Consider the following 23,585-nt stretch of genomic DNA (forward strand, 5'->3'; position numbering starts at 1 on the left):
CTGAATGCGCACGATTATTAGAGTCTTTATTACGCTGGTGCTGGCCGCTATCGCCATCGCCCTTGGGGTCTGGCTGTGGCAGTACTATATGTATACGCCGTGGACGCGTGATGCTCGTGTTCGTGCCGACATTGTCACCATTGCACCCGATGTCTCAGGCTGGGTCATGAACCTTGAGGCACATGATAATCAGCACGTGTCGGCCGGCGACGTGCTTTTCACGATCAATCACAAGCGCTACGAAGCGGCTGCACGTCAGGCCGAGGCGACGCTTGCCAATCGGGAATACTCCTTTCAGCTCAGCCAGCACGAATATGAGCGTCGCCGTCATCTGGGCAGCAATGCCATCAGCACCGAGGACCGCGAGACTGCAAGGCTCAATGCGCAGATCGCCAGGGCGCAGCGTGACCTGGCCCAGGCACAGCTCGACAGCGCCCGCATTGATCTTGAGCGTAGCGTGGTCAAGGCGCCGGTCGATGGTTCCGTCATCAACCTCCAACTGCGTGAAGGCAACTACGTTACTCAGGGCAATGCCCAGATGTCGATCGTGCGTGAAGGTTCCTTCTATATCACGGCCTATTTCGAAGAGACCAAGATTCCCTCGATCGATATCAATGACAGGGCCAGCATCTGGCTGATGGGGGGCGATCAAAAAATGCAGGGGCATGTGGTCAGCATCGGCCGCGGTATTGCCAACACCAACACCACGCCCAATGGACAGCTTCTGCCGCAGGTACAGCAAACCTTTACCTGGGTACGTCTTTCCCAGCGTATTCCCGTAGACATTGCCATCGACCATATCCCTGACGGGGTTTATCTGAGTTCGGGCATGACCGCCAGTGTTCGCATCGATGACCAACACCGCAAGGATGATGGCCTGGATGGTGTGCGCCCACAGGGTATGGGAAATGGTAGCGATCAGGCCAGTGATCCCGATATTCCTCCGGCCACCCCCGAAGGTGCCGGGCAGCAGGCACCCTGACCGTGGCGCTCGGCACATGGGGGCGTGTGTATCTTACGCCGGACATTAATACCCTGAAGTTTGCGACCAAGGGTCTGGTGGCCATGACCCTGTCACTTTATCTGGCCATGGAAATGCAGCTGGATCGACCCTATTGGGCTCTGATCTCGGCCGTATTCTTGCAGATTCGTCCTCAGAGCGGACTGGTAATCGAAAAGGGGTTGTGCCAGATCGGCGGCACCATCATCGGTGGCGGCATGGGCGTACTGATCATGGCATTGAGCATGCAGATGCCGGCCATTGCGTTGATGCTATTGATGGTCTGGGTCTTTATCTGTGCTACCTCGTCATCACTGACCCGAAATTTCAATCTGACCTACGGCTTTGCGATGGGAGCCGCCACGGGAATTCTTGTCGTGGTACTGACCATTGTGAATAACAATTCGAGTCAGGGCGTTTTTGATGTCGCCGTGGCGCGCGTCAGTGAGATCGTGCTGGGGGCGACATGCGCCACGCTGGTCAGCATGCTGCTCTGGCCTGATCGGGTCAGATATATCATTCACGGCCATGCCAACACGGTCATTGATGAGACCTTCAAGGCGCTTACCATGCATCTTGATGCCACTATCTCGATGATTGACGCGCGCCAGCAGATCATGACCGCGCTAAGCCAGGCATTGACGCTCAACAATGACAGCAGCGCTGTGGTTTATGAAGGCCCGCATGGCCCCGGGCGTGCTCGTGCCGCCTACCTTTTATCCCAGCGCGCACTATCAATGATGGCCGAGATGCAGACCTATGGTCGACTGGTCCGGGAGCATCCAACCCTGGCCAGCGAAGCTTTTGAGAGTGCGCTCAAGGATATTCGCGACACCATGGAGCGCGTGCGCTCACGCCAGACCTACAGCGAGCGCAAGCGGGAGATCAATGGTCTCCGGCAGCGAATCCAGAAGGCCGAGCTTCATCGTCACGGTACGCCGCTGGCAAGACGGATGGCGCAAGGGCTGATGATGCTGCTGGGTTATGCCAGTGTCATGATCGAGGCACATCACGCCATCAACGATGCCGAAAATACCCGGCTCAAGGCCCCCCGACTGTCACGCCATCGTGACTATATGCCTGCCCTGACCATTGGCATTCGTTCCAGTCTGCTGTTTGCCATTGGCGCCATCATCTATGTCTCGACCCAGTGGAGCTCCGGTGTATTGATGATGGTGATGCCGGTAATTTTCGGCACCATGTTCGCCTCTTTTCCCTCACCCACGGCCATGCTGAAAAATGTCATGAAAGGGGGCCTTGTGGGGATTTTTGCAGCGCTGATATTTGGCAATATTCTGCTGGCGCAGGCAGCGCATGAATACATCATGCTGGTGGTGGTTTTCGGTGGCCCGCTTTTCCTGGGGCTGATGGCGATCAACAATCGTGAAGTTCTTGCCAATGGACTGGGCTTTTGTATTCTCTACATTATTCTGACCATGCCCAGTAATAACATGAGCTTCAATATCAGCAGCTTCATGGATCGTACGCTGGCCATTGGGCTGGGCCTGATCATTCTCTATAGTGTTTTCCGGATTGTTCCATCTCCCAATGCGCTGGTACTGCGCCGTCGCGTCATTCGTGCCACTACCGATGACATGATGCAGCTGTGGGCGCGCTCCTGTCGGCAATCGCGGGAAAGGGCTTCTGACTGGTTCAACGGTCGCATGGTGGAGCGTGTGCAGCGCCTTGCCAACTTTGACAGTCAGCTGCCTGAAGAGGAGCGCTATCTACTGGACCTTGGCATGACGGGCATGAATTTTGGGCATCTGATTCTGGCCAACTATCGCCGCGTCACAAGCCTTGATAACACGCCGGACACCCGTGAAGCACTCAGGCAGTGGCAGACAGCGCTGGCTCATGCCTACCAGGCCTGCGCATGGGGTGATTTTGATGAACGCTTTACCGAGGCCAGTCAGACCCTTTTGGAAAGGTTGCGTGAGGCCGGTGAAATGGACGATGAGCAGATCGAACTCATCGAGGGAATGGTCAGGCGTCTGAACATTACGCTACATCGCTTTGCGAAAATGAGCAGCAGCCGGGATCAGGGCGACATCAGTGACGTTCTGGAGCAGACGTCCTGAAGAGCGTATTAAAGAGCGATTGATAAAGGCGGTGCCGATTCAGGCACCGCCTTTTTAATATGTGACAGGTTCTGCAGATGACGCTTTCCCGGCGGTTTGACCGGATCGGTCAGCCATTAAAGATCGTCCGGGTCGCGGCTTTCCATGTCGGGACGCGTGCGCTGTGGGTCGACGTGGTCACCGCCGTCAGGCTCTTCAAAATCAAGCGCCTTGATATTGGCCTCAACCCCCTCTTCGTCGGCGTCGGTCACTTCCAGCTCATTTTCAAGCTCGGCGTCCTTTGCATCCAGAAGACGCTCATCAGCATCCAGCACGCCGGTTTCGACCAGATCGGCGTATTCATCATTTTCGTCAGGTAAAACGGAAGCGTCTTCCGTGGAGCCCGTGCCGTCGTTGATGTCTTCCAGATCATGGGTCCAGGCGTCCGTTTCCGGCGTGGCAGCGGTCACGTCTCTGCTGTCGAGAGCCGGGCGCTGGTCGACTGGGCCTTTCTTTTCCTCATCCATGAGTACACTCCATCGTTAGCAGGGGATGATCGACATCCATTGCCCTGAGTCTAGAACATTGCGGGCCATTACCCCTCGTGGATATGGTGGCCCAGGGTATATTCTTCAATGTCTTTTGCCATATGAGCGCTGTCGAGATTGCAAAACACATGGCAGTGGCAGTATCAGGTCAGTCGGAGTGGCAGGATGGCCGGAATAATGTCTTGAAGATTAATCGAAAGATGATGATTTGATTCCGGCCGTTTAGAATAGCCATTCTTATCGGGCACTTGAGGGAAAATTCATGGACGACCTTTCTACGGGTGCGCTTGTTACAGGCATTGTTGTGCTTGAGGGCGAGCATATTCTGGCGGCCGGCTGTGATGAAAGTGAGGCTATGGCCAGCGTTCCAGGGGCGTGGCAGGCAAGTCCGCTGCTCCAGTGTGTGCCGGCCTCCATGAAACTGGTGCGCCAGGTTCAAAAGCGCGGCAGCGTTCCTTTCGTTGTGGTCGATGGCATGCTCTGCACCATTGATGATGTAGATAATCTTCTGGCCCCTGATGACGCCACCGAAGTGCCCTGCAGTCCGGAAGTCGAACAGCTTCTGGCCCGAACCAATGCGCTGGTGGCAGACAATGACGAAGATGATGTGGAAAGCACCGGATAATCAGGGTCTCCATGCCATCGTTCATCTTGTACTTTCGACTTTCAATTTCGTGATGCCCCATGTTCGAGACACCCGCTTTTTCCAACGCCGAGACACGCCCGGATCAATCCGACACGCCGATGTGGCTGTTTGGCTACGGGTCTTTGATCTACAAGACCGGCTTTGCCTTCAAGACTCGCCGTCCTGCCAGCATCAAGGGATGGACACGGCGTTTCTGGCAGGGGTCACACGACCATCGCGGCACGCTTGAAGCGCCGGGAAGGGTAGCCACCCTTGTTCCCCAAAAGGAGGCCGTCTGTCATGGCATGGCCTATCTGATTACGCCTGACGTGCTTGAAGGGCTCGATGTCCGGGAAAAGAATGGCTATCTGCGTGTTGTGACCGATCTTTATTTTGACGATGGAACATGCGGTGAAGCGCTGGTCTACATGGCAACCGAAGGCAACGAGGCCTGGCTGGGGGAGGCCTCTGTGCTGGAGATTGCGCAGCAGATTTCTACGGCGGTCGGGCCCAGTGGCCCCAATCGTGACTATCTGCTGATGCTGGCCGATTCGATTCGCGAAATGGGCCATGACGATACACATGTCGAGGCCATCGAACAGGCGCTGCTGGCGCTGGAAGCCGGTGTTGATCGGTCTTGACGACCCGCGGGCTGGCCAGCTGGAATGCAAAAGGACCGCCGAGGCGGTCCTTTTTTGGCAGGGGCTTCTCCATGCTTGCCTGTTTTCAATACGTCTTCAAAGGCAGTGCTAAAAGGTTTCCCATTCGTCCTCATTACTGGTGACGCGTGAGCTCCCTCCCTGTACCGCGGGTGCAGAAGTCGAACCCTTCGCTGAAGTGGTTGTCTTTACCGGCACCGATGTTTTCGCTGGTGCATCATTGGTCCCGTCGGCCCCAGAGGCATTGGGTCGGTGAGTACCGACCGGTTTGATGCCTCGGGTCGCAGGGCCTGTTTTGGCAGTCACTTCGGGCGCCTGGGGGGAAGCGGGTGCCGTATCTTCTATGCCGGTTGACTCTGGCAGCACGAACAGATCTACCGAGTCACGCAGCGCGTGGGCCTGACGTTCCAGCTCACTGGCAGCCTGTGCGGCATTTTGCACCAGTCCGGCGTTTTGCTGCGTGACCTGATCGATCTGTGAAATGGCCTGATTGACCTGACCGATACCGCTACTTTGCTCCTGCGACGCCGAGGCGATCTCACTGATGAGGCCGGTGGCGCGCTGTACGGAATCAACAATGCCCTGCATGGTCGTGCTGGCCTGTTCGACCAGCGTCGAGCCACTGTTGACCCGTTTGAGAGAGTTGTCGATCAGCTCGCGAATGTCGCCGGCGGCGCTGGCCGAACGTCCTGCCAGTGCCCGCACTTCGCCGGCCACCACGGCAAACCCCTTGCCCTGTTCACCGGCGCGAGCTGCCTCGACAGAAGCATTGAGGGCCAGAATATTGGTCTGAAAGGCAATCGAGTCGATCAGGGCAATGATATCGCCCATTTGTTGCGAGCTCTGAGTGATGCCCTCCATGGTCTGCTTGACTTCGACAATGACCTCGCCCCCGCGCTGTGCCTGATGCGACGCTTCCTGAGCCAGCTGGCTGGCCTGGCGAGAGTTCTCGGCATTTTGCGAGACGGTAGCCGTGAGCTGTTCCATGCTGGCAGCCGTTTGCTCAAGCGAGGCGGCCTGCTGCTCGGTACGGGCCGAAAGGTCAGTATTGTCGCGGGCAATCGACTGCGCGTTGTCATTAATGCGGTGACTGCCCAGCCGTACGGTATTGACCGTGTGAGAGAGACTGCGCTGGGTTGCCGAAAGGGCGTTGAACAGTCGCCCGATTTCGTTATCGCCGCGCTTCTCGGCGCCCTGTGAAAGGTCGCCCTTGGCCATGCGTTCAAAGTGAATGACAAGCCGCTTGAGCGGGTTGATGACATTGACCGTGACGCCCCACATCACAACGGCGCTGACCATGATCGCCATCACGATGGCTACTATCATGATCGTTCGAAGCAAGGAGGCCGTGGTTTCAAAATCGGTCTGGAGCTGGCTGGCGCGACCGCCACTATCGGCTGCAAGCTCTAAAAATATGCCTTCACTGTAATGAAGACCATAAAAACCAATCGCACTGACACCCATGATCAGTACCATGAAAACGGCAATCACCAGTGTCCAGCTTGTTTTGACGGTCATGTCATCGATCAGCTTCATGTTCGATCTGCGCCCTTTTCTGGAAGTCGAAGGATTATCTGATGATGCCGCTTTATCGGCCGTCACTGTTGAAACTGAAGCAGGCCTTCCGAAGGCGTGTAACAATGTGTGATAAGTACTTCAGGAAAATGCATCGAGGCCGTTATCAACGAAGCAGGCTCCAAAGAGATGATTGATCAACCATGACCGTATCCTACGACCGCAAGGGTGCCCCCGAACTACAGCAGTTGCTGCGCAGTGCAGCGCATGCCACTGACTGTGCCTGCAGCATTTTTTACGGCACCGGCGGCGACATCATGGCAGGTTATGGCTGCGAGTCGGCAAGTCCTCTGTCACGCGAACAGGTTGCGATGCTCTGTCATCTGATCGACAGCAGTGGCGAAGAGTATCTGTGCCTTGAAGACGTGCATCGAACCGAAGACTCCCTGTCAGGCCTGCCCTGGCCGGAAAGTGTGGCATTTACAGCCCTGACGGTTGCCAAAAGTATTTCCGGCGAGCCGCTGGGGCTTCTTGTGGTCTGCGATACACGATCGCGGCGAGGGTTGAGTACGGCCCAGCGCTACGTGCTGCATACGCATGCGGCACAAATAGCCCATTATCATGATTGCCAGCAGGTGCGTGAACCGTTCGCCATTGCCAATACCACGGGTAGTGAACGGCTCAGGCTGTTGGAGTCGGTGGTCGTGCACGCCAATGACGCCATCCTGATTACCGAAGCCGAGCCGATCGGCCTGCCCGGTCCACGCATCGTCTATTGCAACGCTGCCTTTACTCGAGCCACCGGGTACAGCGAGGCCGATATTCTTGGCAAGACGCCCCGTATTCTGCAAAACAGGCACACCGATCGCGCCACGCTGGATCGGCTGCGCGCGGCGCTGGAAAAATGGCAGCCCGTAGAGGTCGAGCTGTTGAACTCCCGCCGTGATGGCACCCGGTTCTGGGTGGAGCTGAGCATTGTTCCGGTAGCCAACGAGAAAGGGTGGTTCACCCACTGGATCTCGGTGCAGCGTGATATCAGCGAGCGCAAGCGCGCCGAGGAGATCGAGCAGCAGGCGCGCCGGGCGCAGGCGGAAAACATGGCGCTTGAGGCGCGGCTGCTTGAGCGCCAGCGTATCGAACAGGAGCTCTCCTGGGCGGCGACCCATGACAACCTGACTGAACTCTACAATCGGGCCTGGATCATGGGCCGATTGCGCGATCTGCTCTCCAGAACGCCGCCATCGCAGCCGCAGGCGGCGGTGCTGTTCATGGATCTGGATCGCTTCAAGCTCGTCAACGATAGCCTCGGCCATCGCGCGGGAGACCAGCTGCTGACCGACATGGCCCGGCGACTCGAATCCTGTCTGCGCAGTGCCGATACTCTGGCTCGGGTGGGCGGAGACGAGTTTGTGGTATTGATCGAGGACGACACCCCCGAGCGCGCCGCCGGCGAGGTGGCGCATCGCATTGCCCAGTGTCTGCAAAAGCCCTTCAGAATTCAGGGGCAGAATATTTTTTCTTCCAGCAGCATCGGCATTGTGCTGCTGGAGGCGCATTACCATACGCCCGAGGAGCTCCTGCGCGATGCTGATACCGCCATGTATGTGGCTAAGGAGGAAGGTGTCGGGCGCTATGTATTTTTTACACCGTCGATGCGTGAAAGCGTGGTGGAAACGCTGGCGCTGCAAAATGATCTGCGCCATGCCATGAAGCGTGATGAGTTTACGCTGTGCTATCAGCCCATTCATGAGCCGCATTCGCGAATGATCAGGGGCATCGAGGCCCTGTTGACCTGGCAACATCCCAAACGGGGTAGCGTGGCGCCGGAAGTCTTCATTGGTATGGCCGAGGAACTGGGCATTCTGAGGGACATCGGCCACTGGGTCATTCATGAGGCCTGTCAGCAGCTGGCCGCATGGCGTCATGAGCATCCGCAGGTCTGTGAGAATCTGACGCTCAACATCAACGTTTCAGCACAGGAGCTCAAGCATCACAGTTTCAAGAGTGATCTTGTCTCGGCACTGGAAAGCAGCGGGGTGCCTGCGCATCTGCTGCAGCTCGAAATCAATGAAGGCGTTTTTCGTTATCACCCCGAAATCATCGGTCAAATATTGCACGATATTCGCGCGCTGGGCGTCAGTATCGTGCTGGATGATTTCGGTACGGGCTATTCGGCGCTGAGCTACATCGACCAGTACGAGATTGATGCCATCAAGGTGGATCGTGCCTTTGTATTGCGCATGGTAATGCATCAGCGCTCGCTGGCGATCATGCAGAGCCTTCTGTGGCTTGGCAAAACGCTGGAGCTGGATATCGTGGCAGAAGGGGTGGAAACCCTTGAGCAGCTACAGATGCTTCAACGACTTGGCTGTCCGCTGGCGCAAGGGTATTTTCTGTCCCGCCCGATGACGCCGGATCAGATTGCGCTGTTGCTGGCAAAACGGGCAGATACGCCTTGCGGTGCGCGCTCGGCGCTGCCCCGGCTGACATCATGGTCGGCGCCGGATCACAATGCGGGCGGGTGCGCCTGATCAGCGGGTGCGAGATCCTCTCCGCCCGGGCGGCTCAGGAGTGATCAAGGTATCGTGTGCGCAAGGGTCAGATATGAAAGGGGCGGGGCAGCACACTGGCTGTCCCGCCCCTTGCACTTTCAAGCGCTATCGATCAAGGGGGATCGAAAACTGGCTGTCGATCAGTAATGGATGACCGTACGGATCGACTTGCCTTCATGCATCAGCTCAAAGGCTTCGTTGATCTGCTCCAGCGGCATGGTATGAGTGACGAAAGGATCAAGGTCAATCTTGCCGCCCAGATAGTCATTGACCATGCCCGGCAGTTGCGAGCGACCCTTGACGCCGCCAAACGCGGAGCCTTTCCAGACGCGGCCGGTGACCAGCTGGAAGGGGCGGGTGCGGATTTCCTGACCGGCGCCTGCCACACCAATGATGATGCTCTCGCCCCAGCCCTTGTGACAGCACTCCAGCGCCGAGCGCATGACGTCGACATTGCCGATGCACTCAAAGCTGAACTCAACGCCGCCGTCGGTCATCTCGACAATCACTTCCTGGATCGGACGATCATGATCCTTCGGATTGACGCAATCGGTCGCGCCCATGGAGCGGGCCAGCTCGAACTTGTTCGGGTTGGTATCAATGGCGATGATGCGTGAGGCTTTCGCCTGCACCGCGCCTTGGATGGCGGCAAGGCCGATGCCGCCAAGACCGAAGATGGCAACCGTATCGCCTTCCTTGACCTTCGCAGTATTGTGTACCGCACCGATGCCGGTGGTCACACCACAGCCCAGCAGGCACACCTTCTCCAGCGGCGCCTCTTCGTTGACCACGGCCAGCGACACCTCAGCAACCACGGTGTACTCACTGAAGGTGCTGGTGCCCATGTAGTGATAGATCGGCTCTCCGTTATAGGAGAAGCGCGTGGTGCCATCCGGCATCAGACCCTTGCCCTGGGTGGTGCGAACCGCCGAGCACAGGTTGGTCTTGCCCGAACGGCAGAACTTGCACTCGCCGCATTCGGCCGTGTAGAGCGGAATAACGTGATCACCCGGCTTGACGCTGGTCACGCCTTCACCAACGGCCTCGACAATACCGCCACCCTCATGGCCCAGCACGGCCGGGAAGATGCCTTCCGGGTCATCGCCGGAGAGCGTGAAGGCATCCGTGTGGCACACGCCGGTATGCGTAATGCGCACCAGTACCTCGCCCTTGCGGGGCGGTTCAACGTCAATTTCCACGATTTCGAGCGGTTTGCCCGGTCCAAAGGCGACAGCAGCACGTGATTTCAAGTGACTCTCCTTAGAGGTTGCGAAGGGCCCGCCTACCGGGCCACAGGCTATTTCAGATAGGAACGGATCAGTGAGGCCGTCTCATCCACGCGATCAGTACGCTCCTCATCGCTGGCGGCAGCGTCGCCAAAGGTCTCACGGATGTGCGTTTCCATCATCTCCGACATCAGGCCGTTGATGGCACCGCGCATGGCCGCGATCTGTTGCAGAATCGGGGCGCACTCGGCGCCGGCTTCCAGCTGACGTTCCAGCGCCTCGCACTGACCTCGAATGCGACGCACCCGGGTAAGAACACGCTTTTTTGCAGCAGGAGAATGCGGCATGACAAAGTCTCTATACTATACCCCAGTATGGTAAAGACAATTTGATACGGATGCATCCCCCTGCCGATAGCGGCCGGTCATTCGTGAGTCAGGCACGACTCGAGCTTTATGGATGGCTGTGCGTCTCCACATATTAATGTAAAAACACTTGAGACCGACGGCCTGCAAGGCCATTATCGGCGCCTTCTTGCCTCAAAGCCCGTTGGGCAGGCGAGACCACGACCGGGGTGGCATCGGGTCGGGGTGCGCTGAATCTGCACGACAGATGAGTTGCCCACTACCGATAAGACCTTTCACTGTTGACTTTTCCCGATCTGGAATCGAATTCATGAGCAAAGTCCTGATTATTGGCGCCGGTGGCGTCGGCGGCGTTGTGACCCACAAGTGTGCGCAACACCCTGAAGTATTTGGCGAGATCTGTCTGGCCAGTCGCAGCGAAGCAAAGTGCAAGGCGATTGCCGATCAGCTGTCGCGCCCCATTCAGACCGCGCAGGTCGACGCCGATGACGTCGAAGCGCTGGTCGCGCTGATCGAGTCCTTCAAGCCGGATATCCTGATTCATGTGGCACTGCCGTATCAGGATCTGACCATCATGGAAGCCTGCCTGCGTACCGGCGTGCCCTATCTGGACACGGCCAACTACGAACATCCCGACGAGGCGAAGTTCGAGTACAAGGAGCAGTGGGCCTTCCAGGACCGTTATGTGAAAGCGGGCAACATGGCCACGCTCGGCTGCGGCTTCGATCCGGGCATGACCAACATCTACTGCGCCTATGGCCAGAAGAACCTGTTTGACGAGATCCACCGCATCGACATTCTCGATGCCAATGGCGGCGACCACGGCTATCCGTTTGCCACCAACTTCAACCCGGAGATCAACATTCGCGAAATCACCGCGAACGGTCGCTACTGGGAGAAGGGCGAGTGGGTCGAAACCGCGCCGCTGTCGGAAAAGCGCACCTTTGATTTCGACGGCATCGGTGAAAAGGATCTTTACCTGCTCTATCACGAAGAGCTGGAATCACTGGCGCAGAACATCAAGGGCATCGAGCGCATTCGCTTCTGGATGACCTTCTCCGAGAAGTATCTGACGCACCTGAAAGTGCTGGAAAATGTCGGCATGACCAGCATCGAGCCGATCAACGTCAACGGCTGTGAGATCTCGCCGCTGCAGTTTTTGAAGTCCGTTCTGCCGGACCCGGCATCGCTTGGCCCGCGCACGAAAGGCAAGACCAACATCGGCGTTATCCTCGACGGCATCAAGGATGGCAAGCGTCGCAAGGTGTATATCTACAACATCTGCGATCACGAGAAGTGCTATCAGGAAGTGCAGTCCCAGGCGATCTCCTTCACGACCGGCGTCCCGGCAGTGACTGGCGCCATGCTGATGCTGGAAGGGCTCTGGAAGGGCGATGGCGTATTCAACGTCGAGCAGCTCGATCCGAACCCCTTCATGGAGCGTATTGGCGACATGGGCCTGCCCTGGCAGATGGTCGAGCTCGACCCCGACCATGATCCGCTGGGCTGAGCGTTGATGAGCGATCCCCGTATCGACTTCGACATTCATGCCTGTCCGTCACCGGCCTATGTGGTCGATGATGCGCTGCTCAGACGCAACCTCGAGCGGCTTGGGCAGGTCCAAAAGGACAGCGGGGCGAAAATCCTGCTGGCCCTGAAGGGCTTTGCCCTGTGGGACAGCTTTCCGCTGGTGCGAAAGTACCTGGTGGGCACCACGGCCAGCGGGCAGGATGAAGCACGCCTGGGCGCCGAGACCTTCGGCGGCGAGGTGCATGTCTACTCGCCGGCCTTCAGCGAGGCCGAGATGGCGGAAGTACTGCGCTACGCTGATCACCTGAGCTTCAATTCGCCGAATCAGTGGCGGCGCCATCGCGACACGGTCTCGGCCGCGCCGCGTCGTGTCTCCTGTGGCCTGCGGGTCAATCCCGAGCACTCCACCGGCGCCGTGGCGCTTTATGACCCCTGTGCGGCCGGCTCACGTCTGGGCACCCGCGCGGGCGATCTCGCCCCGGATGATCTCAAGGGTCTCGAAGGGCTTCACTTTCACACCCTGTGTGAGCAAAACAGTGATGCCTTGGAAGAGACGCTGGCGGCGTTCGAGCAGAAGTTCGGTCAGTATCTGGCAGACCTGAACTGGGTCAACTTCGGTGGCGGGCACCACATCACGCGTGATGACTACGACCTAGAGCGACTGGTGCGCGTGATTCGGGATTTCCGGGCGCGTCATCCGCATCTGGAGGTCTATCTGGAACCGGGTGAGGCGATCGCGCTCAATACCGGCTATCTGGTGGCCACCGTGCTGGATATCGTCGACAACAACGGTCCGATCGCGATTCTTGATACCTCAGCGACGGCCCACATGCCGGACGTGCAGGAGATGCCGTATCGTCCCGGGATTATCGGCGGTGCACACCCGGGCGAGAAGGCGCATACCTATCGACTGGGCGGCATGACCTGTCTGGCCGGTGACGTCATCGGTGACTACGCCTTCGACGCCCCGCTCAACATCGGCGACCGGCTGGTCTTTACCGACATGGCGCACTACACCATGGTCAAGACCACCACCTTCAATGGCATTCGCCTGCCCTCGATCTGTAGGATCGATGAAACAAGCCGCGAGATCCGAACGGTCAGGACCTTCGGGTATATCGACTACATGCAGCGCCTGAGCTGATTCGGCCTCTGTCATGGCAAAACCGAACGCCCCGGACAAGCGGGGCGTTTTTTTATGGGTCTGGAACGGCCCAAAAGCTGGAGAGTCGCGGTTGACCGAGTCAGGTTGAACCGTGCGGTCTGACCAGACGATTTCTTCCGGCACCCAGTGCCACGATCATGGCGGCCAGCCCGATCAGCCCCAGCAGTATGCCGACCACGTCCCAGCCGCCGGACCAGTCGTGCAGCAGCCCGACCAGCAACGGGCCAAACGCGGCCAGCACGTAACCAAATCCCTGTGCCATGCCGGACAGCTCGGAGGCGGTGTCGGCATCGGGTGCGCGAAGGGCGAGAAGTGTCAGTGCCATGCTGAACGTACCACCCTGACCCAGCCCCAGAATCACCACCCACAGCCACACACTCTGGATGGGTGCATACAGACAGCCTGCCAGACCGCACAGGGTGAGCAGCATGACCACGATCAGCACCGCCCGCTGATCCTTCATACGTCCACCGAGCAGCGGCGCCACAATGGCGGTAATGACCTGAAACAGGATCGAGACCGACAGCGCCAGCCCGGCGGTAACCGGTGCGACACCGCGGTCCTGCAGGATGGTCGGCAACCAGCCAAAGACCGTATAGGCCAGCGACGACTGCAATCCCATGAACAGCGTGACCTGCCATGCCAGCGTGTTGCGGTACAGAGAGTGCTCCTGCCGCGGGCGGACGCGAACGGTATGTTTGACCCGAAGCTGTGGAATCCAGACGAGCGCGGCGATGACGGCCGGCACCAGCCAGAAAGCCAGCGACGGCTGCCATTGATCACCAAAGGCCTGACGCAGCGGCTCGGTGGCACCGGCTGCCAGTGACGCGCCCAGATTGAGCGCGACGGTATAAAGGCCGGTCATGAGGCTGACCCGGGTCGGGAAGTCGCGCTTGACGATGCCCGGCAGCAGGACATTCATGAGGCCGATACAGGCCCCGGCCAGTGCTGTAAACACGAAAAGCCCCAGCATACCGCTGAAGGGGCGCACCAGCAGTGTCACGGCCAGCAGGATCAAAATGATGAAGATGGTGCGCTCAGGACCAATACGCCGCGACATTTTGGGCGCCAGCGGCGCGGCCAGCCCCAGGCAAACCACCGGCAGGGTGGTCAGCACGCCCTGGGCGGCCGGCGACAGTGACAGTCCGGCGGCGATGTTTTTAAGGACAGGGGAGACACTGGTCAGCGCCGGTCTCAGGTTGATGGCCACCAGCAACAGCCCGATCAGTGCCAGTGCGGCCCGAGATCCCTTGTTCGTATAGCTCACCGATGACATGCCGCGACATTCCCTGTTGGATCGAAAGCGCCCCATTCTGGGGCAGAGCAGGACGTCATGATAGCGCTTGTGCGACCGGTCGTCGCAGTCAAATGCTTGCTCCTGCACCATTGTTGTGCGCATCGGTCATGCCGCCGATCTCGGTGCAGCCACATTCAATCCGGCTACGGATCATACAGGCGGTCATCACGTCTACGAGTCGTGACAGGATTCCGGCATCGTCGGCCGCGCGAATGTCACGCTTAGGCATAGGGTGTCCAGCTGAGACGTCGAGGGCTTTGCTATTAACCGGGATTTTTAATTAAGGATTTTGGAGCTTTGAGGATGGCCGGTTCAGAGGTGCTACTTTAGTCTATGCGGCATCTCAATGATCAATGGATGTCTCACATGACGACAAATGAATTGCACGATTCGCCTCCGCCAGGCGCGTCGCGAGGCGCCTGGCGCGCTGTTTTCTCATTAACGCTGGGCGTGTTCAGCCTGGTGATGGCCGAGTTTCTACCGGCCAGTCTGCTGACGCCAATGGCGAATTCTCTGGGGATCAGCGAGGGGCAGGCGGGCCAGGCCGTCACGGTGACGGCGGTAGTGGCACTGCTGTCAGGGTTGTTGGTGGCCTCTGTCACCCAGCGGCTCGACCGCCGCCACGTGCTGCTGGCGTTTTCGCTACTGATGATCGCCGCCAATTTGCTGGTCGCCTACTCGCCGGACCTGATCTGGCTGCTGGCCGGGCGGGTGCTGCTGGGCGTGGCGCTGGGCGGATTCTGGGCACTCTCCGCCGCTACCGTCATGCGACTGGTGCCGGAGCACGACGTGCCCCGCGCACTGTCGATACTGTTTGCCGGTGTCCCCATTGCCACCATCAGTGCCGCGGCGCTGGGCAGCTATCTCGGCGAGCTGGTCGGCTGGCGTAACGTGTTTCTGCTCACGACGGCGATATCGGTGCTGACGCTGATCTTCCAGTACGCCACATTGCCGCGCATGACGCCGGAGCGACCCTCGCCACTCGGTACGCTGGTGAGGGTGATGAAACGACCGGGCATGATGGTCGGTATTGTTGCCATCCTGCTCGTGTTCTGTGGCCATTTCGCCTTCTTTACCTATGTCCGTCCGTTTCTCGAGGGCGTGTCGCACATGGGCATCAATGCGCTGTCATCGACCCTGCTGGCGTTCGGGGTGGCAAACTTCGTCGGGACGCTGGCCGCGGGGTACCTGCTTGAGCGCAGCCTGCGTCTGACGTTGCTGCTGATGCCATTGATCATGGGCTCGCTGGGCTGGTTGCTGGCGACACTGGGCGGCTTCTCGATGGGAACTGATGCGCTCATGGTCGCGCTGTGGGGCTTCGCCTTTGGCGCCGTACCGGTGGCCTGGTCAACCTGGATCACTCGTGTCGTGCCGGATGAAGCCGAAAGCGGCGGTGGCTTGATCGTCGCATCGATTCAGCTGGCCATCGCCCTGGGGGCGGCCGCTGGGGGGGTTGTCTTCGGGATCGGCGGTGTGCTCGCCGTCTGCGCCACGGCCGGCACGATGCTGTTGGCCGGTGCGGCGCTGGTGATGGCCGGGGTGCGCGCACAACCGGTGGACACCGCCTTCGAGGCCTGTGACGCCGAGCGTTCGGCCTGCAGCTGAGTCCTTACCCGGCGCCAGCCGTGTCATGACCCGCGCAGCGCGGCCAGCAGGGCATGGCAATCGGCCAGGTGATGGTCGGTGGCCTCCGGGCATGAATTTTCCGGCACATTGACCAGTACAGTACGGGTGCCCGCCGCGCGCCCGCACTGCATGTCCAGTGGACTATCGCCCACCATCACGATGTCATCAGGCGCCACGCCCCAGCGCCTGATGAAATGCTCCAGCCCCTCCGGGTGCGGTTTGGGAGATGCATCCTCCCGGCCCAGCACGTCGGCATGTTCAAAGCACTGCGTCAGTCCGATGACCTCCAGTGTGATATGCGCCAGCTCCCGCGCATTGCGGGTCAGAATACCCAGCCGAACGTCGCGCTCACACAGCTCGCGAATCAGCGCCATGGCACCGTCTGCTGGTGTCGAGCGCGCCGCCAGTTCGCGTTCGTGTTCCATCAGCCAGTCATGGCTGGCCCGACGCTGGGCCTCGGGCAGTGATTCAAGGTGCTCAAGGATGCCACTGTCGTCCGGCACCCCGAGCTCACGTCGAATGAACGCAAAGTCATGAATGCCTACGGTCAGCGTGCCATCCATATCGAATACCCAGTGCCGGCAATCGTTGAGAGAAGCAATCGTCATGGAACACCGATAGTCAGGGGGAGATTGTCATGGTGGCACGCCGGAGGCGGGTTGGCAGAACAGTCTTGTAGTTTTTTTCAGTTGGAGAGAAAGTCAAGGGAGTGGATAGCCTTGAGACAATGCCCGTAACGCGAAAGGAGCCTTCGATGAGCCTTGCCAAAACCACACTGCTGGCCTGTGCCATGCTGCTGACGGCTGCCACCGGGCCGGTATTTGCCGCTGGTAACGCCACTGACTGCAGCGCCCTCAATGGCGCGCCGGGAGAAGATGGCAAGACCGGCACGGCGACATGCCCCCAGGGTGGCCATGGCGGTGCAGGGATGCCCGGCATGGATGGCGGCAACGGTGGTAATGGCGGTGCTGGCGGCCGAGGCGGTGACGGTGGCAATGGGGGGGCTGGTGGCCGAGGCGGCGCCGGTGGCAATGGCGGTGACGGCGGTGATGGCGGCAAGGGTATCGATGGTCAGGATGGGGCTGACGGGAGAAATGGGTAGGTTATCAGTGTCTGGCAGTGCCTGGGTTCTCCGGCCTGTGGAAAGGGCCCTGTGACCCTGGTCATGCCATGAAAAAGCCCCGCACATGGCGGGGCTTTTTTGCGTCGTCATTTACCTCAGCTGGCTGGAAAAATCAGGGCATCCAGCAGGCCTGAAGGATAGTGAAGTGACAGAAGTGATTGCATGCCGAGCAAGAAGGCCACAATCCCCAGCGTAATCAACACGATGGTCAGCCAGCGCGACTTTGCCACAAACGTCAGGAAAAGGAGGCTGCCCAGGGTGGCAGTGCTGATAAAGCCTAGTACCGATGCCACGACAACGACCATCAATAGGCCGGCCAGCCAGCACAGGCCCTGAAGTGCCGGCTGCTCGACACGGAGGGCGCCTTCCGTTCGAATCTGAATGGCGACCGCCAGCGCACCACCGCCCAGAAAGACAATGGAGAGCATCGGGAAGACATGCGCGATGAAGGAAATATCGCGGACGTCATACCAGGACAGGGCCGCGATCAACAGCATGCCCACCACCAGTATCATGTCCACCACGCCCCATGTCGGCTTCGTCTTTTCAACGACGGAGGCTGTCGCTGTCTTTTCAGATGCGGTATTGCGGCGACGTGCCAGCAGTTTTTTGCCCAGCGGGTAGAGCAGCGCCAGTGCGGTGAGCGACAGGATGATCAGAACGCCCGGGCGCATGAATCCTGCCAGACCATTGAACTGAATGCTCTGATAGAAATACGTTTCAGCGCCGGGAGCCAGTACAAAGCCGATCAAAAAGGCAGGTCTGGACCAGCCTGCCTGCTTGAACAGCAGACCGATGGCGCCTATGGCGATCAGGGCATACCAGTCTCCCAGAGAGCGCGTTGCCTGATAGGCGGCAAACAGCACCAGCATCGTGATGACCGGCGCGATCAGCGCAAACGGTACGCGCGTCAGTTGCGCAACGGGCCGGGCCAGTAAAAGACAAAAGGCAGCCCCGAGGATGTTGGCCAGCGCCAGCGACCAGATAATGTTGTAGGTCAGGTCCAGGTGCGTGGTGATCATGCTGACACCGGGCTCAAGACCCAGCAGCAAAAGGCCACCAAGGAAAATGGCTGCCGTACCCGAGCCGGGCACGCCAAACAACAGTGTCGGCACCATGGCACCGCAGGCACAGGCGTTGTTGGCAGCCTCGGGCGCGATGACGCCGCGAATATCACCCTGGCCAAAATGTTTTTCGCCCTTGACCGTTCGGCTGGCGTAGCCATAGGTCAGCCAGTCGACCACCGAGCCGGCAAGCCCGGGAATGGTGCCGATGATACTGCCGATCCCGGCGCAGCGAGCGACCAGACCGCGATTTTGCCAGACATCCTGAACGCCACGTTTCCAGCCTTTCCCCAGACCAGCCTGATCCCGAGCGATGCTGCTTTTTTGAATCATCAGTTCAATGATTTCGGGGATGGCGAAAATGCCCAGACCCACCACGACCAGAGGAATACCGTCAAACAGGTATTCGATGCCCATGTTGAGACGAAATTCGCCCGTGGCCGGTGCCGTACCCATGGCGCCGACCAGAAGCCCCAGACCGCAGGCGGCAATGCCCTTGAAAAGCTGACCACCGGAGAGCACAGCGACCATGGCCAGACCCAGCATGGTCAGGACGAAAAGCTCGGAGGAGGAAAAACCCAGAACCAGCGGTCGAGCCATTAAAATGAAAACGGTCAGAATCAGGGCGCCGATGACCCCGCCGCACAGTGACGACAGAAATGCACTGGAAAGGGCGCGGGCAGCCTGCCCCTTTTTGGCCAGCGGGAAGCCGTCCATGACGGTGGCCTGAGAGGAGCTCGAACCGGGAATGCCCATCAGGACCGAGGCGAAGGTATCGCCGGTCGGAATGACGGCCACCATGCCCATCAGCATGCCCAGCGCCAGCCCCGGCTCCATGCCGTAGAGAAAGGGCAGTAACAGGGCCATGCCGGCAATCCCGCCCAGGCCCGGAATGATACCTACGAGCAGCCCTGCCGAGACGCCCAGGCACATATACAAAAGGTGGGAGACCGTCAGGATCTGGCTGATCCCGGAGATCATGGATTCAAGCATGATGACTGTCCTCGATGGCCCGATGCCGTGTCATTGTTCTGGAAAATTTCAGACTCATTGCGTCACCACACGAATGTCGTGCTTTTGCTTGAGCCAATCGACGATCCATTGGCGGCGCTCCTGACTCATCTGCATGGCAGCTTCAAGCTGACGAGCAGCGACATCGCCCGTGACCGGGTCATAGGGCCCGATACGCTGACGCGCGGCTTCCAGGAATTCGGGGTCTTTGGCCAGTTTCTTGGCTGCATCACGATAGGTCTCAAGCATCGACGCATCGATATCCTTTGGCACCAGCAGCAGCTTCTGGAGGGCATATCCCGAAGCGAAAAACTTGTGATAAACCTGATACGCCATATCGTCACGGCTGGTGCCCGGCTGAGCGAGATAGAGCTCGCTGAAGGTGGGCAGATCAGGGAAGGCTGGGTCACGCACGATGACGTTGTCATCGTTCATGACGCCCAGTGAAAACAGAGGAACGGCCTGCCCCGATTTGACCAGTGGGGTCACGCTGCTGAAATAGGCTGAAGTCGTCTGAAAATCGATGCCGGCCTCGCCACGTTCAAAGGCCAGTCGACCTTCCCCACGACTGCGCATGCCGAAAACCGGGTCTACCTGCAGGCCCAGCATGTCGAAGGCCAGCAGAATTGGCAGTTCCAGACCGGTCGGGGTCTGGGCGCCGAACTTGGTCTCATGCTGGCGGAGGTGTTCAAGTACCTTTTTTGGATCATCTCCCATGCTGGACTGGGCATACACCACCCCACCGGTAGGTGCCGCGATAATGGGCGTCCAGCGGCTGTAATCGAAACGGACCCTGGGGTCTTTCAGCATGGCCGGGTACTGGGTCGAGGCCGAGGTGACGATCATTTCGGCACCATTGCTGCGAGCGCGGCTATAGAAAAGATTCGCGCCGGTAATCGAGCCGCCCCCCGGTACATTGTTGATAACAATGGCAGGGTGATTCTCAAGCGACTCGCCAACCCAGTGGGACATGAACCGTGCCCAGACATCGGTACCACCACCGACGCCAAAAGGTACCGTCCACGTCAGTGTGTCAGGCACTGGCGTTTTGGCCGTTTCCGAAGCCTGCGATGATTGAAATGCCATTGCCGTTACCAGGGCCAGCATCAGCACTCGTCCAAACTTCCCCGGGTGATGTTTTTTGCGTCCAAACATCGCTCACCTCATGCACGGTTTTTTAATGGGTTCTGCGCTGACGGCGTAGGCCCGGCGCAGTGGTTAGGCGACAAGCTCGCATAGTTGTCATCGATCATTCCAATGCATTCAATCGGCTGTTTTGATGTCTCTATTGCATTAATGGGCGAAAGGTTTCAATCGGCCCCGTCAGATCAGGGCCTGGCGTGAAGAAGGGGAAATTCGGTGTTTCCAATTTTCAGGCCGGCTATATACCAATGTTTAAGAGGCCATCGGATAGATTTGCCCTGATCAGGGCCGGACGGTGCCTGAAAATCTTGAGGGCCGGCATGAAAAAGCGCCCTTGAGAGGGCGCTTGAAGGTGATACGACAGGGGATATCGTTAATCGTTGGCGTCAGGAACAAACACATCGCCACTAAACAGGCGTCTGGCCGTACGTAGCAGCGAACAGATCGGCGCCTGCCCGGAGGGATCAGGCGTCATGGCCACACTCAATCGGCCGCTGGGGTGTGCAATGTCCATCTCTCCCTTGATCGAGTCGGGATCGATCAGGTCACGAATCAGGCTTTCCCCGTTACTGCAGGCAATGGCAAGCCCCACGGCGCCGGTAATGGCGAGTGCCTTGTGGCAGCGATGGGGCATGAAATAGCGCACGGTCAGCGGGGCATGAGCGTCGCTTTTGCTGATCAGGACCGGCTTGGGAATCACCTTGTCACTGACATCCCCGAATCCCATCGCCAGTCCGGCCTGGCATCGAATCAGCTCTAGCCGTGTCATGAAGGCCTTGTCATCATCCAGCTCGGCCGGGGCTTCATCGCCTCGCTTGCCCAGTGACGAGGCATGGATCAGAACCATCGGCATGGCCGCATCCACGCAGCTCACTTCAACACCGTCAAACGTATCCCGGCTCTGCCCGGTTGGATACAGCTTGCCGGTGCGCGCACCGATGGCGTTGAGAAACGTCAGATGAATGGGAGCGGCAGTGCCGGGGACACCATCAATGGCGGCATCGCCATCGTAGCGAACCTGCCCGTTGGGGGTCTGAACGGTGGCCTCTATCAGCGTATCGGTATTGACGTTGCGAATACGTACGCAGGTGGTATCGCCTGACGGTTTAACCAACCCTTTTTCGATGGCAAACGGCCCAACGGCACTCAGCATGTTGCCGCAGTTGGGGGAAACATCGACACGTCGCTGTTCGACCATGACCTGTACGAACAGATAGTCGACATCGACGCCTTCGGTTGACGACGGTCCCACAATGGCAACCTTGCTGGTTTGGGGATACCCACCGCCGATGCCATCTATTTCAAGCTCATTGCCCGAACCCATGATCTGCAACAGCAGCTCATTACGGGCCTCTTCATCATCGGGGAGGTCGCTGGCGAGGAAAAAGGGCCCCTTGGAAGTCCCGCCACGCATCAAAACACAGGGAATGGGATGCATCAGTAAATTCCTTGCAGCAAGCGTTCAGCTTCAGATGGAGTGAAAATCGCATGCCTGTTTTTATTGTTCCAATGCAACTGTTTGCGTTATTGATGCGTTTAGAGAATCAAAACGGTAGGGTCGCTATGTAATGGGGCATAAGCTCATTATCAAAACCCGAGATTTTGTGGGGAGGGCAGAAGAATGCATTACGAGCTGCAACACATACTGGCTTTTTTGAAGGTGGTAGAGCTGGAAAGCTTTCACGCCGCGGCTGAAGCGCTCAACGTGTCACAGCCGGCGTTGAGCCGGCGTATCCAGAAGCTTGAGCAGGCGCTGGGAACCTCACTGCTCTCAAGAACCACACGCCATGTCGGCATGACCTCCGTGGGCCGGGATTTTTATCCTCAGGCACGCCGCCTGATCGACGACTTTGATCACGCCGTCTTCAATATCAAGGCCCTGGCGGAACACCGGATCGGGCAGATCACGCTGGCCTGTATCCCGACGGCGGCCTTTTATTTTCTGCCCTCGGTCATCCGCGACTTCAACGCCCAGTACCCCAACATTCGTATCCGCCTGCTGGATTTAAGCGCCAACGAGGGGCTGGAAGCCGTGCTCAGCGGTGAGGCCGATGTCGGTATCAACATGCTGAGCGGACAGCACCCGGATATCGAATTTACACCGCTGGTCGTGGAGCCGTTTGTTCTGGCCTGTCGGTCCGATCATGAGTTCGCCTCGCGCAAGCAGGTGCGCTGGAGTGAATTGAGCCGGCATCGGATGATTGGTGTCGGGCGCGCCAGTGGCAACCGAACGTTGATTGACCACGAGCTGGCTTCTCTGGAAAACAGGCCGACCTGGTTTTTTGAAGTGCAGCATCTTTCGACGTCGCTGGGCATGGTCGAGGCCGGGCTGGGGGTCGCTGCCGTGCCGCGTCTGGCCATGCCAAGGCAGGAGCACGCAACGCTCATACAGCGCCTGTTGATCGACCCCGTGATTCGCAGAACGCTGGGTCTGGTGCGTCATCGCAACAGTCATTTGTCACCGGCAGCAGAGCGTTTTGTTGAAACCCTGCTGTCACAGTGGCGAACGCCGGATGGTGAAACCACCGAGCCTTCCATTCCCGGATAGTGGTTTGGATAAACCTGCCCACCACATCTCTCATTCAGAAGGGCGACAGCATGCAGATTCGAACCTTCAGGCCCGAGGACCAGAAAGCCGTCATCGCGCTCTGGCAGCGCTGCGGCCTGACGCGCCCATGGAACGATCCCGCTTCGGACATCGAGCGTAAATGCAGTGAAGACCCGGCGCTGTTTCTGGTCGGTACCGATGACAATGATCGGGTGATGGCCTCTGCCATGGTGGGGTTTGACGGTCATCGCGGCTGTCTCTATTACCTGGCAGTCAGCGATGCGGCCATGGGCGTGTCCTGATCGAGCAGGCAGAGAGGCTTCTGCTCGAGCGGGGGTGTCCGAAAATCATGCTGATGGTGCGTCGTGGTCAGCCGGCGCTGGAAAAATACTATGGCGCGCTGGGCTTTGAAGAAAACGAGGTTGTGACAATGGGCAAGCGACTGATCAAGGACAATCAGGCCTGAAGCAGGAGGGTAGGGCTGGCGCCCCCGTCAGGATTCGAACCTGAGACCTTCCCCTTAGGAGC

General features: G+C 58.8%; 20 protein-coding genes and 1 pseudogene. 12 read left to right on the forward strand and 9 right to left on the reverse strand.

The annotated features are described in order from the left end of the window. The first annotated feature begins 4 nt into the window (after positions 1-4). Together B9H00_RS13780 and B9H00_RS13785 are read left to right on the forward strand one after the other, a co-directional pair. Complete coding sequence (locus B9H00_RS13780; RefSeq protein WP_086901134.1) at positions 5-982, forward strand: efflux RND transporter periplasmic adaptor subunit; 978 nt, start codon at positions 5-7, stop codon at positions 980-982. Between the two features lie 2 nt (positions 983-984). Next, positions 985-3,081 carry an FUSC family protein gene (locus B9H00_RS13785; RefSeq protein WP_086901135.1) on the forward strand — a complete coding sequence of 699 codons (2,097 nt, stop codon included), beginning with the start codon at positions 985-987 and terminating at the stop codon, positions 3,079-3,081. Between the two features lie 116 nt (positions 3,082-3,197). Here the strand turns inward: B9H00_RS13785 and B9H00_RS13790 are convergent, their stop codons facing one another. Beyond that, positions 3,198-3,587, reverse strand: coding sequence for a hypothetical protein (locus B9H00_RS13790; RefSeq protein WP_086901136.1), 390 nt, complete (start codon positions 3,585-3,587; stop codon positions 3,198-3,200). A gap of 283 nt (positions 3,588-3,870) precedes the next feature. Here B9H00_RS13790 and B9H00_RS13795 point away from each other — a divergent pair, with 283 nt between their 5' ends. Next, complete coding sequence (locus tag B9H00_RS13795) at positions 3,871-4,233, forward strand: hypothetical protein (protein WP_086901137.1); 363 nt, start codon at positions 3,871-3,873, stop codon at positions 4,231-4,233. Between the two features lie 59 nt (positions 4,234-4,292). Further along, positions 4,293-4,874: a gamma-glutamylcyclotransferase gene (locus B9H00_RS13800; RefSeq protein ID WP_086901138.1), complete on the forward strand. Its 582-nt coding sequence runs from the start codon at positions 4,293-4,295 to the stop codon at positions 4,872-4,874. Between the two features lie 108 nt (positions 4,875-4,982). On the opposite strand, the gene B9H00_RS13805 is transcribed toward B9H00_RS13800, so the two are convergent. Beyond that, positions 4,983-6,428, reverse strand: coding sequence for a methyl-accepting chemotaxis protein (locus tag B9H00_RS13805; RefSeq protein ID WP_086901139.1), 1,446 nt, complete (start codon positions 6,426-6,428; stop codon positions 4,983-4,985). A 182-nt stretch (positions 6,429-6,610) separates the two neighbouring features. Between B9H00_RS13805 and B9H00_RS13810 the strand changes: the two genes are divergently transcribed. Continuing rightward, positions 6,611-8,938: a putative bifunctional diguanylate cyclase/phosphodiesterase gene (locus B9H00_RS13810; RefSeq protein WP_086901140.1), complete on the forward strand. Its 2,328-nt coding sequence runs from the start codon at positions 6,611-6,613 to the stop codon at positions 8,936-8,938. Between the two features lie 161 nt (positions 8,939-9,099). Here the strand turns inward: B9H00_RS13810 and B9H00_RS13815 are convergent, their stop codons facing one another. Together B9H00_RS13815 and frmR are read right to left on the reverse strand one after the other, a co-directional pair. Next, positions 9,100-10,209, reverse strand: a complete 1,110-nt coding sequence (locus B9H00_RS13815; protein ID WP_086901141.1) for an S-(hydroxymethyl)glutathione dehydrogenase/class III alcohol dehydrogenase — start codon at positions 10,207-10,209, stop codon at positions 9,100-9,102. Positions 10,210-10,256: 47 nt separating this feature from the next. Further along, a complete protein-coding gene (gene frmR / locus B9H00_RS13820; protein WP_086901142.1) occupies positions 10,257-10,532 on the reverse strand; it encodes a formaldehyde-responsive transcriptional repressor FrmR in 276 nt (91 codons plus the stop codon). A gap of 328 nt (positions 10,533-10,860) precedes the next feature. On the opposite strand from frmR, the gene B9H00_RS13825 reads away from it, so the two are divergent. After that, positions 10,861-12,060: a saccharopine dehydrogenase family protein gene (locus tag B9H00_RS13825; protein WP_086901143.1), complete on the forward strand. Its 1,200-nt coding sequence runs from the start codon at positions 10,861-10,863 to the stop codon at positions 12,058-12,060. Positions 12,061-12,066: 6 nt separating this feature from the next. Further along, positions 12,067-13,224 (forward strand): carboxynorspermidine decarboxylase, encoded by a 1,158-nt coding sequence (nspC, locus tag B9H00_RS13830; RefSeq protein ID WP_086901144.1) that lies wholly within the window; start codon positions 12,067-12,069, stop codon positions 13,222-13,224. A 100-nt stretch (positions 13,225-13,324) separates the two neighbouring features. Here nspC and B9H00_RS13835 read toward each other — a convergent pair whose 3' ends face one another. Further along, the gene (locus tag B9H00_RS13835) at positions 13,325-14,521 is read right to left on the reverse strand and encodes a CynX/NimT family MFS transporter (RefSeq protein WP_086901896.1); all 1,197 of its coding nucleotides are present in this window, start codon (positions 14,519-14,521) and stop codon (positions 13,325-13,327) included. A 387-nt stretch (positions 14,522-14,908) separates the two neighbouring features. Between B9H00_RS13835 and B9H00_RS13840 the strand changes: the two genes are divergently transcribed. Next, the gene (locus B9H00_RS13840; protein ID WP_086901897.1) at positions 14,909-16,147 is read left to right on the forward strand and encodes an MFS transporter; all 1,239 of its coding nucleotides are present in this window, start codon (positions 14,909-14,911) and stop codon (positions 16,145-16,147) included. A gap of 23 nt (positions 16,148-16,170) precedes the next feature. On the opposite strand, the gene B9H00_RS13845 is transcribed toward B9H00_RS13840, so the two are convergent. After that, positions 16,171-16,776, reverse strand: coding sequence for an HAD family hydrolase (locus B9H00_RS13845; RefSeq protein WP_086901145.1), 606 nt, complete (start codon positions 16,774-16,776; stop codon positions 16,171-16,173). 146 nt (positions 16,777-16,922) lie between these two features. Here B9H00_RS13845 and B9H00_RS16875 point away from each other — a divergent pair, with 146 nt between their 5' ends. After that, complete coding sequence (locus B9H00_RS16875; RefSeq protein WP_086901146.1) at positions 16,923-17,270, forward strand: hypothetical protein; 348 nt, start codon at positions 16,923-16,925, stop codon at positions 17,268-17,270. Between the two features lie 116 nt (positions 17,271-17,386). On the opposite strand, the gene B9H00_RS13855 is transcribed toward B9H00_RS16875, so the two are convergent. The 3 genes from B9H00_RS13855 to B9H00_RS13865 form a co-directional block, all read right to left on the reverse strand. Next, the gene (locus tag B9H00_RS13855) at positions 17,387-19,348 is read right to left on the reverse strand and encodes a tripartite tricarboxylate transporter permease (RefSeq protein ID WP_086901147.1); all 1,962 of its coding nucleotides are present in this window, start codon (positions 19,346-19,348) and stop codon (positions 17,387-17,389) included. Positions 19,349-19,402: 54 nt separating this feature from the next. Next, positions 19,403-20,452, reverse strand: a complete 1,050-nt coding sequence (locus tag B9H00_RS13860; RefSeq protein WP_236944291.1) for a type 2 periplasmic-binding domain-containing protein — start codon at positions 20,450-20,452, stop codon at positions 19,403-19,405. Between the two features lie 430 nt (positions 20,453-20,882). Beyond that, positions 20,883-21,947 (reverse strand): 4-oxalomesaconate tautomerase, encoded by a 1,065-nt coding sequence (locus B9H00_RS13865; RefSeq protein WP_086901148.1) that lies wholly within the window; start codon positions 21,945-21,947, stop codon positions 20,883-20,885. Between the two features lie 183 nt (positions 21,948-22,130). On the opposite strand from B9H00_RS13865, the gene B9H00_RS13870 reads away from it, so the two are divergent. The 3 genes and pseudogenes from B9H00_RS13870 to B9H00_RS17225 all read left to right on the forward strand — a co-directional run. Continuing rightward, a complete protein-coding gene (locus B9H00_RS13870; RefSeq protein WP_086901149.1) occupies positions 22,131-23,057 on the forward strand; it encodes a LysR family transcriptional regulator in 927 nt (308 codons plus the stop codon). 50 nt (positions 23,058-23,107) lie between these two features. Next, entirely contained in the window at positions 23,108-23,359 is a 252-nt protein-coding gene (locus B9H00_RS16965; protein ID WP_211329581.1) for a GNAT family N-acetyltransferase, read from the forward strand. Next, positions 23,359-23,406 (forward strand): annotated as a pseudogene (locus B9H00_RS17225) (hypothetical protein); the annotation flags it as partial. The gene B9H00_RS16965 and the pseudogene B9H00_RS17225, both read left to right, overlap by 1 nt. Positions 23,407-23,585: the final 179 nt, after the last annotated feature.

Origin of the sequence: Kushneria marisflavi, assembly GCF_002157205.1 — a bacterium.
Classification (GTDB): Bacteria; Pseudomonadota; Gammaproteobacteria; order Pseudomonadales; family Halomonadaceae; genus Kushneria; species Kushneria marisflavi.

Bases quoted from the DNA above. Each gene is read 5' to 3' on its own strand.
- B9H00_RS13840 (WP_086901897.1), top strand. From the start codon at position 14,909: ATGACGACAAATGAATTGCACGATTCGCCTCCGCCAGGCGCGTCGCGA.
- B9H00_RS13795 (WP_086901137.1), top strand. From the start codon at position 3,871: ATGGACGACCTTTCTACGGGTGCGCTTGTTACAGGCATTGTTGTGCTT.
- B9H00_RS13855 (WP_086901147.1), bottom strand. From the start codon at position 19,348: ATGCTTGAATCCATGATCTCCGGGATCAGCCAGATCCTGACGGTCTCC.
- B9H00_RS13870 (WP_086901149.1), top strand. From the start codon at position 22,131: ATGCATTACGAGCTGCAACACATACTGGCTTTTTTGAAGGTGGTAGAG.
- B9H00_RS13865 (WP_086901148.1), bottom strand. From the start codon at position 21,947: ATGCATCCCATTCCCTGTGTTTTGATGCGTGGCGGGACTTCCAAGGGG.
- B9H00_RS13845 (WP_086901145.1), bottom strand. From the start codon at position 16,776: ATGACGATTGCTTCTCTCAACGATTGCCGGCACTGGGTATTCGATATG.
- B9H00_RS13860 (WP_236944291.1), bottom strand. From the start codon at position 20,452: ATGGCATTTCAATCATCGCAGGCTTCGGAAACGGCCAAAACGCCAGTG.
- B9H00_RS16875 (WP_086901146.1), top strand. From the start codon at position 16,923: ATGAGCCTTGCCAAAACCACACTGCTGGCCTGTGCCATGCTGCTGACG.
- B9H00_RS16965 (WP_211329581.1), top strand. From the start codon at position 23,108: ATGCAGATTCGAACCTTCAGGCCCGAGGACCAGAAAGCCGTCATCGCG.
- B9H00_RS13800 (WP_086901138.1), top strand. From the start codon at position 4,293: ATGTTCGAGACACCCGCTTTTTCCAACGCCGAGACACGCCCGGATCAA.
- B9H00_RS13805 (WP_086901139.1), bottom strand. From the start codon at position 6,428: ATGAAGCTGATCGATGACATGACCGTCAAAACAAGCTGGACACTGGTG.
- nspC (WP_086901144.1), top strand. From the start codon at position 12,067: ATGAGCGATCCCCGTATCGACTTCGACATTCATGCCTGTCCGTCACCG.
- frmR (WP_086901142.1), bottom strand. From the start codon at position 10,532: ATGCCGCATTCTCCTGCTGCAAAAAAGCGTGTTCTTACCCGGGTGCGT.
- B9H00_RS13810 (WP_086901140.1), top strand. From the start codon at position 6,611: ATGACCGTATCCTACGACCGCAAGGGTGCCCCCGAACTACAGCAGTTG.
- B9H00_RS13825 (WP_086901143.1), top strand. From the start codon at position 10,861: ATGAGCAAAGTCCTGATTATTGGCGCCGGTGGCGTCGGCGGCGTTGTG.
- B9H00_RS13780 (WP_086901134.1), top strand. From the start codon at position 5: ATGCGCACGATTATTAGAGTCTTTATTACGCTGGTGCTGGCCGCTATC.
- B9H00_RS13790 (WP_086901136.1), bottom strand. From the start codon at position 3,587: ATGGATGAGGAAAAGAAAGGCCCAGTCGACCAGCGCCCGGCTCTCGAC.
- B9H00_RS13835 (WP_086901896.1), bottom strand. From the start codon at position 14,521: ATGTCATCGGTGAGCTATACGAACAAGGGATCTCGGGCCGCACTGGCA.